Annotated in this window: 16 protein-coding genes; 3 read left to right on the top strand and 13 right to left on the bottom strand. The window is 45.6% G+C overall.

Annotated elements, in window-relative coordinates; genetic code table 11:
* The first annotated feature begins 68 nt into the window (after positions 1–68).
* A complete protein-coding gene (locus tag MH117_RS19685) occupies positions 69–2123 on the top strand; it encodes a methyl-accepting chemotaxis protein (protein ID WP_239331581.1) in 2055 nt (684 codons plus the stop codon).
* A 214-nt stretch (positions 2124–2337) separates the two neighbouring features.
* On the opposite strand, the gene MH117_RS19680 is transcribed toward MH117_RS19685, so the two are convergent.
* The 5 genes from MH117_RS19680 to MH117_RS19660 form a co-directional block, all read right to left on the bottom strand.
* Entirely contained in the window at positions 2338–3426 is a 1089-nt protein-coding gene (locus MH117_RS19680; RefSeq protein ID WP_239331579.1) for a Gfo/Idh/MocA family protein, read from the bottom strand.
* Positions 3419–4381 carry an AraC family transcriptional regulator gene (locus MH117_RS19675; protein WP_239331577.1) on the bottom strand — a complete coding sequence of 321 codons (963 nt, stop codon included), beginning with the start codon at positions 4379–4381 and terminating at the stop codon, positions 3419–3421. The genes MH117_RS19680 and MH117_RS19675 overlap by 8 nt, the downstream gene beginning before the upstream one ends.
* Positions 4382–4403: 22 nt before the next feature.
* Complete coding sequence (locus tag MH117_RS19670) at positions 4404–5405, bottom strand: Gfo/Idh/MocA family protein (RefSeq protein WP_239331575.1); 1002 nt, start codon at positions 5403–5405, stop codon at positions 4404–4406.
* Between the two features lie 238 nt (positions 5406–5643).
* On the bottom strand, positions 5644–5922 hold the full coding sequence (locus MH117_RS19665; protein WP_239331573.1) for a GNAT family N-acetyltransferase: 279 nt from the start codon (positions 5920–5922) through the stop codon (positions 5644–5646).
* Between the two features lie 20 nt (positions 5923–5942).
* A complete protein-coding gene (locus tag MH117_RS19660) occupies positions 5943–6086 on the bottom strand; it encodes a hypothetical protein (RefSeq protein WP_239331571.1) in 144 nt (47 codons plus the stop codon).
* 240 nt (positions 6087–6326) lie between these two features.
* Here MH117_RS19660 and MH117_RS19655 point away from each other — a divergent pair, with 240 nt between their 5' ends.
* Entirely contained in the window at positions 6327–6914 is a 588-nt protein-coding gene (locus MH117_RS19655; RefSeq protein WP_239331912.1) for a type 1 glutamine amidotransferase family protein, read from the top strand.
* A gap of 61 nt (positions 6915–6975) precedes the next feature.
* On the opposite strand, the gene MH117_RS19650 is transcribed toward MH117_RS19655, so the two are convergent.
* The 7 genes from MH117_RS19650 to MH117_RS19620 form a co-directional block, all read right to left on the bottom strand.
* A complete protein-coding gene (locus tag MH117_RS19650) occupies positions 6976–8694 on the bottom strand; it encodes a SulP family inorganic anion transporter (protein ID WP_239331910.1) in 1719 nt (572 codons plus the stop codon).
* A 559-nt stretch (positions 8695–9253) separates the two neighbouring features.
* Positions 9254–9970 (bottom strand): lysophospholipid acyltransferase family protein, encoded by a 717-nt coding sequence (locus MH117_RS19645; protein WP_239331569.1) that lies wholly within the window; start codon positions 9968–9970, stop codon positions 9254–9256.
* 142 nt (positions 9971–10112) lie between these two features.
* Entirely contained in the window at positions 10113–10421 is a 309-nt protein-coding gene (locus MH117_RS19640) for a hypothetical protein (RefSeq protein ID WP_239331567.1), read from the bottom strand.
* 412 nt (positions 10422–10833) lie between these two features.
* A complete protein-coding gene (locus tag MH117_RS19635) occupies positions 10834–12759 on the bottom strand; it encodes an FtsX-like permease family protein (protein WP_239331565.1) in 1926 nt (641 codons plus the stop codon).
* Positions 12734–13504, bottom strand: coding sequence for an ABC transporter ATP-binding protein (locus MH117_RS19630; protein ID WP_239331563.1), 771 nt, complete (start codon positions 13502–13504; stop codon positions 12734–12736). Before MH117_RS19630 ends, MH117_RS19635 begins: the two co-directional genes overlap by 26 nt.
* Positions 13505–13663: 159 nt before the next feature.
* Complete coding sequence (locus tag MH117_RS19625) at positions 13664–14647, bottom strand: sensor histidine kinase (RefSeq protein WP_239331561.1); 984 nt, start codon at positions 14645–14647, stop codon at positions 13664–13666.
* The gene (locus MH117_RS19620; protein ID WP_239331559.1) at positions 14644–15345 is read right to left on the bottom strand and encodes a response regulator transcription factor; all 702 of its coding nucleotides are present in this window, start codon (positions 15343–15345) and stop codon (positions 14644–14646) included. Before MH117_RS19620 ends, MH117_RS19625 begins: the two co-directional genes overlap by 4 nt.
* A gap of 293 nt (positions 15346–15638) precedes the next feature.
* On the opposite strand from MH117_RS19620, the gene MH117_RS19615 reads away from it, so the two are divergent.
* Complete coding sequence (locus tag MH117_RS19615; protein ID WP_239331557.1) at positions 15639–16304, top strand: MBL fold metallo-hydrolase; 666 nt, start codon at positions 15639–15641, stop codon at positions 16302–16304.
* Between the two features lie 176 nt (positions 16305–16480).
* On the opposite strand, the gene MH117_RS19610 is transcribed toward MH117_RS19615, so the two are convergent.
* Complete coding sequence (locus MH117_RS19610) at positions 16481–16735, bottom strand: hypothetical protein (RefSeq protein WP_239331555.1); 255 nt, start codon at positions 16733–16735, stop codon at positions 16481–16483.
* Positions 16736–16818 lie beyond the last annotated feature (83 nt).

Below are 16818 nucleotides of genomic sequence, written 5' to 3'. Positions count from 1 at the left end.
TGTCGTATGATGAATTATATTTCATCATATATTGATGATATTTTACCATTCGTCAGGGGGAATACACCATGCTGCACAGCATAAGAACCAAATTAATCGCAGCTTTTCTTCTTACCATTTTGATCCCCATCTCTACGATCGGCACTATCGTGTATGTCACGACGCAATCCCAACTGTCGGACAACTTTGTCGAATCGACGAATCGCGAGCTAAATCAGGTTGATAGCCGCATCGCCCTTTATTTTAAAACCCTAAAAGAAAATGTACTTCTTTTGGCTAATGATCCCGTCATGAGCCAAGCCAAGGGCAGCGTTACCTCTTACGTTAACAATGCAAACAAAACCAAAAGCCATTCGTTAACGGCTGGCCATATAGAAGCCGCTATCGCAACAGACTTCCAACGATACATACAAGCACATCCGAAGACCTCTTCCGCCTTTTTGGGTACACAGGATGGCGGTTTCGTAGTTTTACCGGACAAGGAAATGGTGGCTAATTATGACCCGCGTCTTCGTCCATGGTACAAACAAGCACTTGAGCATCCTAAAGAGGTCCTGACGACTGATCCTTACGTGTTGTCGGGAACCGATACTTTTGCAATCAGCACAGTGGCTGTCGTGAAGGATAAACAAGGAGCCCCGCTTGGAGTGGCCGGTGTTGACACCAGCCTTGAAGAATTAACTAATGAATTAAGCGATATTAAGATCGGAACGACAGGTTACGTCATGCTTTTATTTAAAGACGGTACCATTCTAGCGGACCCTAAACATAAAGGCAACATCTCCAAAAATGTCGCAGACCTGGAGGCCAAGGAGTTTGCAGACGTCAAAAATATGGATGCCGGGAAGTTTAACGTGCAGTTGGATAAGACCGAATATGTTGCCAATCTGTTCACTTCCAAGACAACAGGCTGGAAATATATCGCCGTTGTAGAGCAGGAGGAACTGGATGAAGGTGCTGACAAGATCGGCTTTATCATTTTCCTAACTAGTACCATATTCGCTGTGTTAGCGGTAGCAGTTAGTGTTATGCTGTCGCTTCGGATTACGAAGCCGCTTAACGTCGTTGTCAGCAGCTTAAAACGTATTAGCGAAGGCGACTTTACAGAGGAAGTGTCGGAACGATTGTTAAAACAGAAAGATGAAATCGGTGTGTTGGGTCGTTCTCTGCATATGATGCAATCTTCCATTCATACCGTCATTTTAGAAATTAAGAGTGCAGCAACGAAGTTAAGCGCTTCGTCCGAGCAATTAAATGCCCATGTCGACGACACGTCTAAGACGGTTAATTCCATCTCTTCTCGCTCAGAAGATGCTTCAACAGGAGCTGAGAACCAGCTTCGTGCTACAGAAGAAAGCTCACGAGCAATGGAAGAAATGGCGATTGGTATCCAACGGATTGCCGAGACAACTTCGATGATCGCGGAATCATCCATTGATACCACATCGCAAGCAGAGCAGGGCAACCAGCTCGTCCAGCAGGCGGTAACACAGATGACAGACATTGAAAGCTCTGTGCACCAGTCCGCTTCCATCGTGAATCAATTGGGTGAGCGCTCACAGGAAGTTCAACAATTTGCTGTAATTATTAAAAATATTGCCGCGCAAACTAATTTGCTAGCGTTGAATGCAAGCATTGAAGCAGCAAGAGCAGGCGAACATGGCAAAGGCTTTGCTGTTGTGGCAGGCGAAGTGCGCAAGCTGGCGGAGCAGTCTGCTGATTCAGCCAACGAAATAGCACGTGTCATTGAGCATGTGCGCATGGAGACTGAACAGGCGATCGAAGCGATGGCTGCTGTTAGCTACAACGTGCATTCAGGAGCCGACAAGGTGAAGGAATCTGGTGAAGCATTTGTGCAGATCCTGCGCCAGATCGGCAGCATTACCAATGAGATTCAAGAAGCTTCCGCTGTCTCGGAAGAGATGTCTGCCGGTTCAGAGGAAGTGGCTGCTTCAGTTGAGGATATCGCTAAAATTGCGAAATTATCGACTGGACATGCAAAACAGATTGCTGCCGCAGCACGCGAGCAGAAAACTGGCATGGGCTCGTTAACTGAAGCGGCCGAAGAGCTCCATCAGATGTCGCAAGAGCTGAGCCAATTGATTGAAAGATACAAAGTATAATCAGACTATTTGTGTTATAGCTAAAGAAGGTGGAGCTGTCATATTAGGCGCTCCACCTTCTTTTATTTAAGCTGTTCTAGACCCAAAGAAGAAATCTCCATGTCCTTCTGCATTCCTTCATTTTCGATATGATTGAGCCGTCCCTGTTAAGATTGGTTGCCCCGTTAAGATTGATTGCAACGATAACTGCCCTTTCACTCTTTGGAGATATCGATCACAATATGGCGGGCACTGTAATTTCAACTTCCCGCTTTAATGCAGCTGAACGGAGGAAACCATCAATAATCGCTTGATTGTACAAGATTTCCTGTCCCGGAATTGGCGCTTGCCTGCCTTCCTGCACCGCCTCAACGAAATCGCGTACCTTCTCCAGGAACAAGTCCTTATTGTGCGTAATAATCGGAATCGGACTTTCCGTATGGTGACCTTGAATGTCATGATACATCGTGATCGAGCCTACGCTCCCGTCAAATACGCCGCCCCATGGTCCCGTACCTGCTGGCGTCACCTTTAGTCCCGCATCCGTGCCAAGAAACATCGTGGCTCCCAGTGAATCCATATGCATCGCCCACGATATTTTAAAGTGTAAAGTCAGATCGTTCTCGAATCGAATTAGTGCCGAGCCGAAGTCTTCTACTTCAAATGCATCTGCCTGCGGATGATACTTCGGATTTGTACCAAAGTGATTAGACGAGTATGCCGACACGGTAATCGGCTTCGGATTGCCGAGCGCGCTCAACGCCATATCAAGCGAATAGCAGCCAATATCCGCAATCGCCCCCGCTCCAGCAAGCGACTTTCTTACAAATGTGCCGCCCGGCATACCTCTGCGGCGACCGCCGCCAGTCTCAACGTAATATACTTTACCAAGCTGGCCGGACTGAACCAACTGACGGATCGTAGCCATGTTCGGATCATACCGCGGCTGAAATCCTACGTTCAGCATTCGTCCCGTCTGCTTGGCAGTCTGCACCATCTCTGCGGCTTCATCCAGCGTCACGGACATTGGCTTTTCCAGCATGACGTGTGCTCCCGCTTGCAAGCTGTCTATTGTCGTCGCATAATGTGAAGCATTAGGCGTGCAGATGCTTACGCCATCCAGATCCAGCTCCAGCAATTGACGGTGGTCGTCATAGGCTTGAGCTTGCTCTAGCCCCCATTGTTGGATAAACTGCTGCGCCCGTCCTGGAGCTATATCTGCAACCGCCACAATCTCGACGCCCTCAAGTGATTGGTAGCTGCGTGCATGAGCGCCTGCTATACCACCACTTCCGATAATACCGATCCGTAACGTTTTACTCATGTGTTGTGTCCTCCCCATTATGCAGCCACTCCCGCTTGCGGTATTCAGAAGGTGTCATGCCAAAGCGTTTGCGGAATACAGCATGTAAGTAATTCCCATTCGCAAATCCTTCGCTGACAGCGATCTTCTCGACTGAATGCGCTGTGTCCTTGAGCTGTCGGCACACAGCTTCCAACCGAACATCCTCCACAATGCTCGAAAATGAACCATTGTCATGATAAGTTTTCAGAATACGCTGAAGCTGACGTGAACTAATGTTTAGCTTGTCTGCCAAGTCTTCCAACGTTACAACACCCGCATAATTGGCGCGAATATACTGCAGTGCCAACCGATAACGAATGGCTTGCAAGTCACGCGAGGGCAGCGATACCGGTTCGTCCCCCATCTCATAAGCGCGGACGGCTCGCAGCACAATTTGCAGGACGCTCTGCTTGATCGTCGTATAGGAGCCGACTGTGTTGGCGATGCAAGCTTGATACGCCTCCAGGAAGCATGACATCGCTCCGTAAGTGTCCATAGTTGGCACAAGCGGCAGCTTGTGCAGCCTCTCCATACATAATCTGGAGTCCGCAGCTTCCCAGCGATCAACAGCTAGACTATCTTCGGGCTTCATTCCTGTTGTCCTGTCCACAATATCGATGTGCAGACACAGCTCATCCATCGCTTCTTCAAGATGCGCCTCCTGATAGTGCATGACACCAGGCCCCGTCAGGTAGAACATCCCTGCACTCAAATCGAACTCCCGTCCGCCCATCGCGACCTTGCCCCGTCCACGCGGGATAAAATGAAATTCAAACTCTGAATGCTGATGGAAGCCAACCGTCTTGCCTGGACCAAATGTCGTCAAATGAAAACGCAGTACTCTTATCTCGTAATGTCCCCAACGAATGTGCAGGTCAAGCCGTTCCAGCGCCTCTCTCCGTTCACGCATGACATCAAATGGAAATGGATGCAAGCGGTTAGCCTCCTTTCATCCTCTACTCACGTGCAAGTTCATCTAATCGAATCAAACGACGTTCTGTGGTGGAACGATTGGAAGCTTCCATCAGCTTGGTCAGTTCGAGAGCGATTCCTATATTTTCATCAGCCGTTGTATTATGTTGAATATGGCTTACCCATTGCTCAAACGCACTCTCACGGTTCGGCAGCAGCGGAAGTTCCTCCCAAGCTTGACCATCACCATGCTGAGTCGTGCGGAGCAGCAGCTTTTCTTCTGGGGTGCCGTACAATAAAGATCCTTCTGTTCCATGAACTTCAATCGTAAACGGGGAAAACGCATTTACGAACCCAGCTTCGACGATACCGACTGCACCAGACCAAGTAGACAGTACGGATACGGCGTTGTCCTCCACGGCTTTACCGGTCACGTAGCCGTATTGCGCTGTTACGTCTGTAGGTTCCTCTCCGAGAAACAGACGTGTAAGGTACATCGGATGGCAGCCGAGGTCGATCAGCGCGCCGCCGAAGCAATCCTCCAAGCTGTAAAAATGCTCCGGCAACCAACCTGCAAGCGCCCCATTATGAGATAATCGCACACGAACTTGTGTTACCTTGCCGAGCAGCCCTTGATTCAAGACGCGCTGAATCGTCAGCGTATAACCATCGTTGAGACGCGGCAAGGATACTGTCAGCTTCACGCCATTCTCCTCCACCGCCTTCACGATCTCCAACGCTTCTTGTAATGTAGGCGCTAACACCTTCTCAGTAAAAATGTGCTTGCCTGCTCTGGCTGCTTGAATGATCACATCACGATGCATTCTAGTTGGCGCATCAACGATAACAGCATCGATATCACTTGCTAGCAAGTCTGCTAACGAATCATAGAATGGAACGCCAAGCTGTTCTGCCGCCTTGCGCCCACGTTCTTGATCCTCATCCCACACTGCTGTTATTAGGGTATCGGGATGTGCCTCCGATTGTTTTGTATAATCCCAGGCATGTACATGCCAATAACTAATTTTACCGATACGAAGTGACATATCAATCTCTCCTTATTACTATAGAATAATGACACTTGCCTACAATATATCATATTCACTGTGCGATAATAGTTCAAAATGGCGACATATTATCTATAAAATTACGACATCAAATATTATTCTTCTATATTTTTCTTATCACGGAACGTTCTCCCTGATATCCAAATGCCTTGACTCGCTAACTGTTCAGGATCGCTCAAGGTGGGGTCCAAAAGGATCGGTCTCGAAAGTATAACTGTTAATTAATCAGATGCCTATTTCCATAGACAATGACTTCGGATACCTCTTTACAACCTGCTCGTTTGTAAATGCCAAGCCCCTCCGGTGAAGCTTGAAGCACGCAAATTCCATCACTCATTCGCTTGGCCTCCTCCAGGAGATAGTGAAACATGGCAGATCCTAATCCTTTGCCCCTGTATTCCTGTCTGGTAGCAATATCGTATATACCCACGCTATTTTCTGTCGATAGAAGCGAACCAATGGAGACAGCCTCGCCGTTGTACTCGCCTACGTACATTTTAAATTCTGAGCAGTACTCTAATGACGCGCAGCAGCTTTCCCATAGTATGCACGTAACTGTTCTGCTTCCTGCGTATCACCAAAGAGTGCCGACAGTACTTCACCAAATTGAATCACATCGGTTGGCGAAACGACCTGACGAATCGTACATCCTTCCGGCATATGCTTCTCAGGAGTTAGCTGCGCAAATAATGTAGAGCATCCGTAATAACCGGATCATCAGCAGTTGTACTCCGTCCGTTTCGATGAAATCTTTCATTCCATTCATGTTGTTTACAATAAAAATAATGACGGTCGTCATTTGACTGACTATAGCTGTCAGCAAAGGTAGCTTATACTAGACATAGTTTATTAGGTTCTATCAGGTTCTTATATCAGGGAGGTACACAAATGGGGACGAATATTCGCGAAGTGCTGCTTTTTATTACGGATGGCTTCTCCGATTGGGAGGCTAGCTACGCTACAGCCGAAATAAACAAGCCCTCTACTGGCTATTGTGTTAAGACGATTGCGGTAGATGCAGAACCTAAAACGTCTATGGGCGGACTTAGGGTGCTGCCAGACTACAGTCTGCCAACATACGTGCCTAACGAAGATACAGCGATGCTGATTATCCCAGGCGGCACAGGCTGGCGTGAGAAGCATAACCAGCAAGCATGTGTACTCGTGGACTTCTGCTTCAGCCAAGCTATTCCAGTAGCTGCTATCTGTGACGCGACCACCTTCTTAGGTCGATATGGCTATCTGGATCAGCACAAGCATACAAGCAACTCGCTGGTCTCTCTTCAAGAAGCAGCTCCGGATTATAAGGGCGAGCAGCTTTACATAGAGGCTCAATCTGTCCGTGATCGAGATGTAATAACAGCCAATGGCACAGCCGCGGTCGAATTTACCAAGCATATTTTAGATCTGTTGGAAGTATATCAAGGAGAGTCGCTAGAGGAGTGGTACAGCTTCTTTAAACACGGGTTGTATCAAGGTACTGTTTAAATAAAAATATTCAAGAAATGATAATAAGCCAACACCCACGTCGTGGATGTTGGCTTATCATTTAGGATCCAGATGAAGCTTGTTTGGAGGGTACCCCCACGGATAAGCCCAAGCTTAAGCTCTCACACTCATGAAAGGCATGATGACTGCAAGCAGTACATGTCTGCTCGTCAACCAACAGCGCTGCCTCCTCAATTGCTTTGTTGGTCTGATCGAAGAAAGCACCCGCCCCAATGATGGTGTACAGCCCGGAACGCTTTAATATTGTTAGAGGCTGCGGCTGTATTCCCGAGATGAGCACCTTTGTGCCCTGCTTTTGCAGCATGCGCAGCCCTTCCTTTAGCATCTTTGCTCCTGTCATATCCATATAGGGAGCTGAGGCCATTCTAATAATAACGACCCTAGGCTTGCGTTCAATTGCTTCGTCAAGTCCTGTGGTAAACATACGAGCCACCCCGAAAAACAGCGGTCCGTTGACCTTATAGATCATAATCTGCGGACAGTCATGGTCTTTATCTACCATGTGTGGCCCCAGCTTATGCTGCTCATCTTCAGGGTCCGGCAGCACCTGCGCTACCTGGAAAGTATCCCCTGCACGCTTCACGAACAGAATGATAGCCATTAACAAGCCAACCTCTACGGCAATGGTGAGATCTGCAAGGACGGTCAGCAGAAAAGTGATCGCCAACACAAGCGAATCACCCGTACGCGTAGCCAACAAATGGGCAAACGCCTTTCGTTCACTCATATTCCAGGCGACCAGCATAAGCACAGGCGCCATTGCGGCCAATGGAATAGCCGAAGCATAAGGGGCGCACAACAATAATACCAGCAGGACAACGATGCCATGGATAATCCCTGACATAGGTGATACTGCGCCATTTTTAATGTTTGTCGCCGTGCGGGCGATCGCTCCAGTGGCCGGAATGCCGCCAAATAACGGCGTAATGATATTTGCAATACCTTGCGCGCGCAGTTCCTTGTTGCTGTCGTGGCGATCCGCTGTCATACCATCAGCTACAACAGCCGACAACAACGACTCTATGCCCCCAAGCATCGCAATCACAAGTGCTGGCTGCAGCATATGCACCCAAGTCTTCCATGACAAGTCTGGCAGACGAAAGCTGGGCAGCGTGTTCGGAATCTCACCGAACGTGGAGCCAATCGTTGCTACCTGGCCCGGAAATAACAGCGCTGCAGCGATGCTTGAACCGATCAAGCCGACAAGCGCGCCGGGGATCTTGGGCATGAACCGCTGAACCAATAAGATTACACAGAAGCAAATGATTGCCGTAAGCACGCTGTACCCGTTCCAAGTACCTGCATGTATGACCAGCTCTTTCATATTGGATAAGAAATCTTCGTGTTTTACAAGTCCCGTCAGCCCGAATAGATTGCCGAGCTGTCCAGTAAATATTTGAACGGCAATTCCAGCCGTGAAGCCAATCGTCACGGAGTGTGGAATGTATTGGATAAGCGATCCTAACTTGAATAGCCCCATAAGATATAGTATAATCCCTGCTAAAATACCCGCTATCAACAGATTGTCGTATCCATAGGTCATAACGATACCTAACAGGATAGGAATAAATGCACCTGTCGGACCTCCGATCTGGAATCTGGAACCTCCAAGCAGTGATATTAAGATCCCTGCAATAATGGTTGTATAAATCCCATACTCCGGCTTTACCCCCGACGCAATGGCGAACCCCATTCCTAGTGGAATAGCGATCACCCCGACAACTACCCCTGCAAGCATATCCTTGCGAAATGCCTGCATCGAGTATGATGCAAACCGACCAGCCTGTTTACTTCTCACATGCACCCTTCTTCTTTCGTTGATGTATTTTAAAACTTTTCTACAACAAAACCTTTAACAGTATACGCCCCTGACTTAAACCTTACAGTGAGGAATGTGGCATCCCAAAATCAATACACTACTCTTACTTACAGAAGCTATTCCATCATTCGATGTACCTGACATGAAGATAGGTTCACCTTCAACTCGTGTAAATTCATCGTACGCTTGATTGCCATAACGATAGCCACCTCTGTTTACGGAACTACCTGTTATACACCAAGACGCCCGCCCCCTTTCAAACGCCTTCATTATAAGGCATGACAAGTTGAATAAAAAAACTATTTTTACCAATCCGGATAAGCAATCGTCTACTAAAATATTGTACGTAATACTCACCTAGCCCGCACTTTATCATCAGCAAAAACTCCCGTCACCTATCTTATCAACAAGATATGTGTACGGGAGTCGCTTCATCAGTTTATTTACAGGCATCCAAACATCACCGCATTTATCCCGAATGACACCGAATACCAACCATCTAGGATGCGTTCACAATTAACTCTTTAATCTGCTCTGGCAATGCTGCGGTTTCTTCTTTGGTAAGACCTGCAGTCGGTACAGGTGGCAAGATCGTGACCTTGACGGTAGCCGGACGAATCCAGTTCCCGTTCGCCTCCATTAATTTATAGGAGCCGTTAATTCGTATCGGCACGATCAGGGCCCCTGTCTTCGTTGCTACGCGAAAACCTCCATTTTTGAAATCGCCGATATGGTCTCCTTTGCTGCGTGTCCCCTCGGGGAATATTACGATAGAATGGCCGTTCTTCACCAATTCAGCAGCTTCATTTAAGCTGTTCATCGCCTGACGCACATTTTTCCGGTCCACAAAAATACATCGTAAATACTTCATCCATACCCGGATAAATGGCAGCTTTGTCAGCTCCACCTTCGCCATCAACGCCTTAGGCGCTCCAATATGACCCAGCATAATCGGCACGTCAAAGTTACCCTGATGATTAGCGATGAACACTGCGCCGTCCTTCGGCATATGTTCAAGGCCCTGAACCTCCACTTTAGCCCCTGCAACGCGCAGCAGAGATCGTGCCCATCGTCCTACCTGCTTGGCTGTATAGGCATCAAGCTCGTCAAAACGTCCCTTTCGATATAGCGAATTAGCTTTTAGCATACTGGGAATCAAAAATAACAAGTACAACCAAAAATAAATAAACCAAATCAGCGTTCTTATGAATTTCATGATGCGAATCCTTTCACATAGGATAAAGTTAAGCTCAGTATAGCATGAAAATCGGTTATCCAGACATAACTGTCCAAGAGCCAATTGCAGACAAAAAAATAACCTCCACCAAGGGAGGTTGCCTGCCAATTCAGATGTGGTTCTATTCCACGATCTTAATTTTGAATACGGTGTCGAGCTTTGTGCCAAGTCGTTTCTTAAGAGGTACCTTAATATCTCTTCCCAGCTCTTTAAAGAAAGTCTCCACATCACAATTCACTTGCTGTGCCACTACTGTTAATACGCCCTCTTCAGTAATGTTCGAGTTAGCCTCGGCCGGAACGATAATTTCGATATCATACTTTTTGGTGAGCGTATTGCTGTACCGTGTAAATATTTCAATCAATTCTTCATTGTTGAAATTCTCAATCGCCACTTTGCCTTTATTGGTAAAGATTAAATTAATTTGCACGTTTACATGTCTCCTTTTCTGATAAACCATATTTTGTACTCGAAGAATGATCTAGTTGATCTCCTGGTTCTTTACAAAGAAAAGGTTACTCATCAGCAAGGACTCCTAACGGTTGCTTAATCCAAAGCAGCGTCCTGTAGATATGACTTTGTATTAGTAATGAAAGGAGTTGAACTCTCTATATCATACCATAAACCGCGCCACTGTGCGAAAAGTAACTGAAGGTACTTATAACCACATGTGAATACTCCGGATAACACCCGGTTTTTACCCTGAAAAAAAAGAAGAGCTGCCACCTTATGTATATAAGCTGATAGCTCCAGTATTGGCTTTTTTTAGGCCTTTTATCCTGTTTATAATGCTATTTATAACTCCGAGCACCACATGCACCTGTGCTGACACATTATACTTTCTATACGGCTTTCTGTCGCAAATGCTGCAAATAACGCCAGCGGATAACCATAAAGTACACGATTTGAATCGATACAAAAGACACAAAAATCATAATGGACCCTTTTAATACAGAATAATCGACCAACTGCTGGAGTGCAATAAAAGCTACGCCGCTATGAATTAATGCCATCACGATAGGCAAAAAGAACATCAACACTAACTGACGGCTTACGATTTGATGCAGTTCTTTTCTTGTCAAACCTAGCTTGCCAATCATCTGATACTGCTGACGATCACGCTCCAGATCCGTATATAGTCTAAAGTACAAGAAGCTAGCGGCAAATGTAAAGAATACAACACCCACCAAGGTACTGACGATAAATAGGATGCCGTTTTCCTGCTTGGAGGAGATCCAATTCAATACTAATGCAGAAAAATAATAGTTGCCGTTATCATAATCATTACCGATTGTTTGTGCCAGTTGATTGGAGAGCTCTTTCGATTTCTGCCAGCCCGGAACTGCAAACAGATAACGCTTGCTCTGCTCTACCTTCTTGGTGGCTGCTTCATCCATTAAGGTCTTATACTTTGCATCTGTGATCACGATCGTTTCTCCATAATAGGGAAGTACAAGATAAGGGACTGCTTTCTGAATCTTTATCGCTTTCTCTACATTATGCTGCATGATCATCACTTCATCCGGGTATTCTCCCCGTTCATAACTGGTCTTCTCTGAGACAATTGAAGGTAGCAGTATAGCCTCATTATCGTTCGATAACGATTCCGTGGGATGCCCTAACGCCACTGCCAAGCTGTTATAATCGCTCAAATTAATCACGCTCACCCCACTATCCGTAAATAAGGGAACTGCTGTACCTAACTTATAACTGAAACCAGAAGCTGTAAGCTCTCGTTTAATCAACTCGACATGTTCTTTTTCCAGTTTATTAGGAAGATTTGATACATAAGTGAACGCATAAGGGTTTTCCATTTCTTCTAATCCCGGATCAGCAATGGCAATACAGGTTCCGATGCCCGTAAATGCTACAGCGGATATAATCGAAATCATAAAAAACATGGTTGCGTTGTCTTTCATACGATAAGCTAGCTCCGAGATCGTCACCATATTCGTCTTACTGAGAAATACCGGTTCCTTTTTACGTAAGGAATGAATCACATATACGCTTAGCTGTGTAAATAAGAAATACGTCCCTGCTACAACAAGCACGACACCTGATGCCAAGAGCAGCAAGGAATAAACACGCTCAATTACAAAATAAAACACAGCACTGTACCCAGCCAGAATTAAGACAACTGCAAGCAAAGACAACCAAACGGAAGCTTTTGGTTCTGGTTTTGGTTTCTCTTCTGATTTTAATAACTCTACCAAATGTCCTACTTTTACTAACCGTGAGGTAAAGAAGGAGACAACCAGGAACAACACTGCAAAGGCTGCAATTGTAATCCATATCGCCTGCACTGGGAAATAAAAGGGTAATCCTTTATCGATGTACAGCACTTTAGCGCTCATCAATAACACAAGCTTCGCAAAGATTAACCCGGTCAATATTCCCGCAGTCACTGCCGCACCGCCGATGATCATATTTTCCGTAAATACAAGACGGTGCAGCTGCTTATGCGACAGCCCATGAACCATCAGAATGCCGAATTCCCGTTTGCGGGTCTTCAAGAACGCACTAACCGAATATAAACAGAAGAAAAACGAGAAGATAAAGATCAAGTACTGTGATATATTCATCCCCATCGTCGCCAGATGACTCATCGTATCGCTTGTCGAAGCAAGCTCACCTTGCAGGTTCGGATGGAACAGCAACAATGCATACACAAAAAATACCATGACCGAAAATGAGCTGCTTAAAAAATGAGCGAGATATATCCGTTTGTTACGTATGACGTTATTAAACGCGAACTGTCGAAAAGTCATGGCGATAACCCCCCAGCAGCGATAACACATTAATGATCTTCTGATAGAATACCTCACGATTGTCACCACATGTGATCTCGTTGTGGAACTGTCCGTCCTTTATAAACACGACACGATCACAATAACTCGCAGCCATTGCGTCATGCGTCACAAGCATCATCGTTGCCTGCTCTTGTTTGTTCAGCACAGTCAGTAGTTCCATCACATCTCTTGCCGCTTTGGAGTCCAGATTCCCCGTTGGCTCATCCGCCAGCACCAGCTTAGGCCTATGGATAAGAGCGCGGGCAATCGCTGTTCGTTGGGCTTGTCCCCCCGATATTTCAAATGTACGCTTGCCAAGAATATCACAGATTCCTAATTTGCCAGCTACCTGTTCTACCCGGGTATGCATCTCCGCAATCGAGGTGCCATCAAGTGTTAACGGCAGCAAAATGTTCTCCTTTACGGTCAATGTGCTGAGCAGATTAAAGGACTGAAACACGAACCCAAGCTCACGCCGACGAAATAAGGCGAGTTGGTCGGGCTGCAGCTGATGCGGATTCTGCCCTTCTAGAATCACCTCTCCTGATGTTGGGTAATCAATCGTGGATACCAGATTTAGCAAGGTGGTCTTGCCACTGCCGGATGGACCCATGATACCTACAAATTCTCCCTTGTTTATGGACAAGTCAATGTTGGACAGTGCCGTATATGGAATTTTCTCATTATAAATTTTACTTAACTCACGGACCTTTAATATCTCCATGTCTTTATTCTCCTTTCCTTGTTTCAGCTTATGTACCCCATTTTAATCCAACTGTTTCCTGCTTCATATATGGCTGCCTTTCGTGCATCTTACATCTTTGTAAGATAGCTGATTCGCCCCTAAAATAAAAAAGACGATAAGCCTTCATCGCTCATCGTCCTAATTCAAAGCATACGGAAATACAATCTGCACAGTCGTCCCAACGCCAGCCTCTGACGCCAGTCTGATCTCATGATTCAGCCGATCAATCACTTCCTGGACAAGGTAAAGTCCCATCCCCGTCGACTCTTTATAAGCCCTGCCATTCTCACCTGTGAAGAAGGGCCTAAACACACGTGACAAATCTGACTTTGGAATGCCGATGCCATGATCCTTGATCTCAAGAATAACAGCTCGTTCCTCTGTGAAGGCTGACACGGTCACTTTCTCGCGGCTCCCTGCGGAATACTTAATCGCATTCGACAGCACCTGCTGCAAAATAAAGCGCAGCCACTTCGCATCCGTCTCCACAACAAACCCGACATCCACCATAATCTCAGGGTACACGTAACTGCGAATAAACGACCGTTTGTTGTCTTGTATGACCTCATTGACAAGTTCACGCAGTTCAACCTTATCCACGTGAAAATCTTGTGCAAATGTCTCTAATCTAGCCATGTACAACACCATTTCAAGCCCTTGCCTCAGACGATCTGTCTCTTCCCCAATGCTCTCGAATCGGGTATCATCTGCGTCCTGTGTTATTAATTCGATGACAGACAATGGAGTTTTCATCTGATGCACCCATTGATTCATAAATGTGAGGTGATCCTGCTGCTTGCGTTCCCATGACTTCAACTGCTGATGGTGATACCGATATTGCGTTGTCAGCACTTCATTAAATGCCTTTGGAAACGGAGCCGTGCTGACATTATCAATATTGGACACGACTTCTTGGGGGTGGGATAGCCGCTGGTACATATCACGATGGCTGACATATCGATAAACTAAATAGACAAGGAGCAAGCAAAGCCCTAAAAATATGGCATAAAACGCCGTCGGGAGCCGGTCATAGCCGTCAAACCAATAAACAAGCAGCATTATAAAAGATTGAATGATTGAGAAACAGATAAGTGGAATATGATCTCTAATAAACAGCCTCATCCTTCTACCTCATCATGCCATGTCACATTTAGTCGATACCCGTAACCTCTTACCGTCTCCAAACTATCCTCAATCCCAAGCTCCAGCAGCTTCTTCCGAAGACGGGTAATATTCACACTTAACGTATTATCATCGACATAATTATAGTCGTCCCATAACTTATCCAAAATAGCCTCTCGACTTACTACGCGTGGGCACTGCTTCAACAGCGTCTCCATGAGCAGCGTCTCCTTGCGTGTTAATACGGCATTTTTGTCCTTCAGACGCAGTTCCATTCGCTCCGGGTACAATGTCATCCCAGAATGCTCGATCACTCTTTCCTTCGTGGCATAATCGCCATATACACGCCGAATCTGGCTTCGAATCTTGGCCATCACGATCTCATAGTGAAAAGGCTTCGTTATATAATCATCTGCGCCGCTTTCTAACGCGAGCACCTGATCCATCTCCCCGCTGCGCGCCGAAATAAAAATAATCGGACAGGTGGAAACCGAGCGAATCTGGCGGCACCAATAGTATCCGTCATAACTGGGCAGATTCACATCCAATAGCACAAGCTGCGGCTGCACCTCTTCGAAGGTGTGCAGCACCCGCTGAAAATCCTTAATTATAATCCCTTCGTCTCCATACTTCATAATGTGAGATTGCAGCAATTCGGCAATTTTGGGATCGTCCTCTACAATTAAGATATGGTTCATTCCGTTTTACACTCCTTGTACGCCTGAGGTTACATCATATGACAATCCTTTACCTGAACACTTTAACATAATTAAGAATGGAGAGACAATGAAGGGGAAATTTTATTAACTTCGTCTAGTATGCTCCACATTCTCTGCCACCTGCTTGAAGCCCCATATCTTTTTAGGGCCTATGTTCGTTTACAAAGTGAAAGCAATTCATACAGGAAAGCAGCGGATAAAAAAGAGATTAAACGTGAGAACTTTAATTTTATTTTATGTATAAATTACATTTTGCAAGGAGGTCTGCTATTATGGAAATTTCAAAGGGAGTTGAGATGCTTTCTCTAGATTTTCATGGAAATATTGTTTACCCTGTTCTTGTATGGGATCGAGAAATGGCTATTTTAATAGACACAGGATTCCCGGGACAATTTGAGGATTTACGTGTGGCATTGGAAAACGTAGGCGTGTCGTTGGACAAACTAAAAGCTGTGATTTTGACGCATCAGGATGTGGATCATATAGGGAGTCTCCCTGAGATTCTGCGAGAATGTGGAAATAATATTAGAGTATATGCACACGAACTGGATAAGCCATATATTCAAGGGGAGTTGCCACTGCTAAAAGATGGTCACCTTGTAACCCCCCCGAAGGGCAAAGTGGACGATATCTTAATAGATGGTCAGGAACTGCCGTTTTGCGGCACGATTCGTATCATTCATACTCCGGGGCATACCCCTGGTCATATCAGTCTTTATTTAAAACAAAGTAAGACTCTCATTGCTGGAGATTCGATGTACGGTGTAGACGGGATTCTTGGGGGAATTCATGTCCCGACCACACTAGATATGAATGCAGCTTGTCTCTCATTAAAAAAGTATTTAGATCTCGACATTTCATCTGTGGTTTGTTATCACGGGGGATTAAGTAATATAAATGTTAATGATCAGATATTAGGGCTTAATCAGGCATTATAAATGGATTACACCCTGGATTTATGTACTGCTTCGTAAAGTAGCCCTAACTCTCAAAAATACATAATAACCCCTCTCATGAAATCTATTAATTCTAGTTTTTATGAGAGGGGTTATTCGATTGTATTGCTCTATTGTGTTCCCTTGAGTTCAGCTAGGAACGCAGATGACTGTTCTTATTATTGAGTTAAAAAGTTACTCCAAATCAACATATAAATAATAAAACCAAGCATTGCAGCACCCCAGCCTGTATGACTAGCTGTGTTTTCATCTCCATTTTTTATTTTCTTGGCAAGCGCAACACCATTAATAAAAAATATAACGGCAACAATTGGCGTTACATAAATCATTATATAGAGCATTGATAAGCCCCCCTGTTTATATCTTATCTTTAGCAAGAGCGTTAAGCAGCATGTATACGTTTCATCTTTCATTTTTATGAAGACTATCCGCTACTAAGCATTCCTGCCCATAAGTTCATTTAAAAGGATGCTCCGATGTCTTCACTCGGGCCTTC

Origin of the sequence: Paenibacillus sp. ACRRX, from assembly GCF_022346885.1 — a bacterium.
Lineage (GTDB): Bacteria > Bacillota > Bacilli > Paenibacillales > Paenibacillaceae > Paenibacillus_B.
The sequence above is the reverse complement of the archived record's forward strand: the minus strand, read 5'-3'. Positions and strand labels throughout refer to the sequence as shown.

Bases quoted from the DNA above. Each gene is read 5' to 3' on its own strand.
- MH117_RS19670 (WP_239331575.1), bottom strand. From the start codon at position 5,405: ATGTCACTTCGTATCGGTAAAATTAGTTATTGGCATGTACATGCCTGG.
- MH117_RS19625 (WP_239331561.1), bottom strand. From the start codon at position 14,647: ATGAGGCTGTTTATTAGAGATCATATTCCACTTATCTGTTTCTCAATC.
- MH117_RS19630 (WP_239331563.1), bottom strand. From the start codon at position 13,504: ATGGAGATATTAAAGGTCCGTGAGTTAAGTAAAATTTATAATGAGAAA.
- MH117_RS19635 (WP_239331565.1), bottom strand. From the start codon at position 12,759: ATGACTTTTCGACAGTTCGCGTTTAATAACGTCATACGTAACAAACGG.
- MH117_RS19680 (WP_239331579.1), bottom strand. From the start codon at position 3,426: ATGAGTAAAACGTTACGGATCGGTATTATCGGAAGTGGTGGTATAGCA.
- MH117_RS19615 (WP_239331557.1), top strand. From the start codon at position 15,639: ATGGAAATTTCAAAGGGAGTTGAGATGCTTTCTCTAGATTTTCATGGA.
- MH117_RS19610 (WP_239331555.1), bottom strand. From the start codon at position 16,735: ATGAAAGATGAAACGTATACATGCTGCTTAACGCTCTTGCTAAAGATA.
- MH117_RS19685 (WP_239331581.1), top strand. From the start codon at position 69: ATGCTGCACAGCATAAGAACCAAATTAATCGCAGCTTTTCTTCTTACC.
- MH117_RS19660 (WP_239331571.1), bottom strand. From the start codon at position 6,086: ATGCCGGAAGGATGTACGATTCGTCAGGTCGTTTCGCCAACCGATGTG.
- MH117_RS19665 (WP_239331573.1), bottom strand. From the start codon at position 5,922: ATGTACGTAGGCGAGTACAACGGCGAGGCTGTCTCCATTGGTTCGCTT.
- MH117_RS19650 (WP_239331910.1), bottom strand. From the start codon at position 8,694: ATGCAGGCATTTCGCAAGGATATGCTTGCAGGGGTAGTTGTCGGGGTG.
- MH117_RS19645 (WP_239331569.1), bottom strand. From the start codon at position 9,970: ATGAAATTCATAAGAACGCTGATTTGGTTTATTTATTTTTGGTTGTAC.
- MH117_RS19620 (WP_239331559.1), bottom strand. From the start codon at position 15,345: ATGAACCATATCTTAATTGTAGAGGACGATCCCAAAATTGCCGAATTG.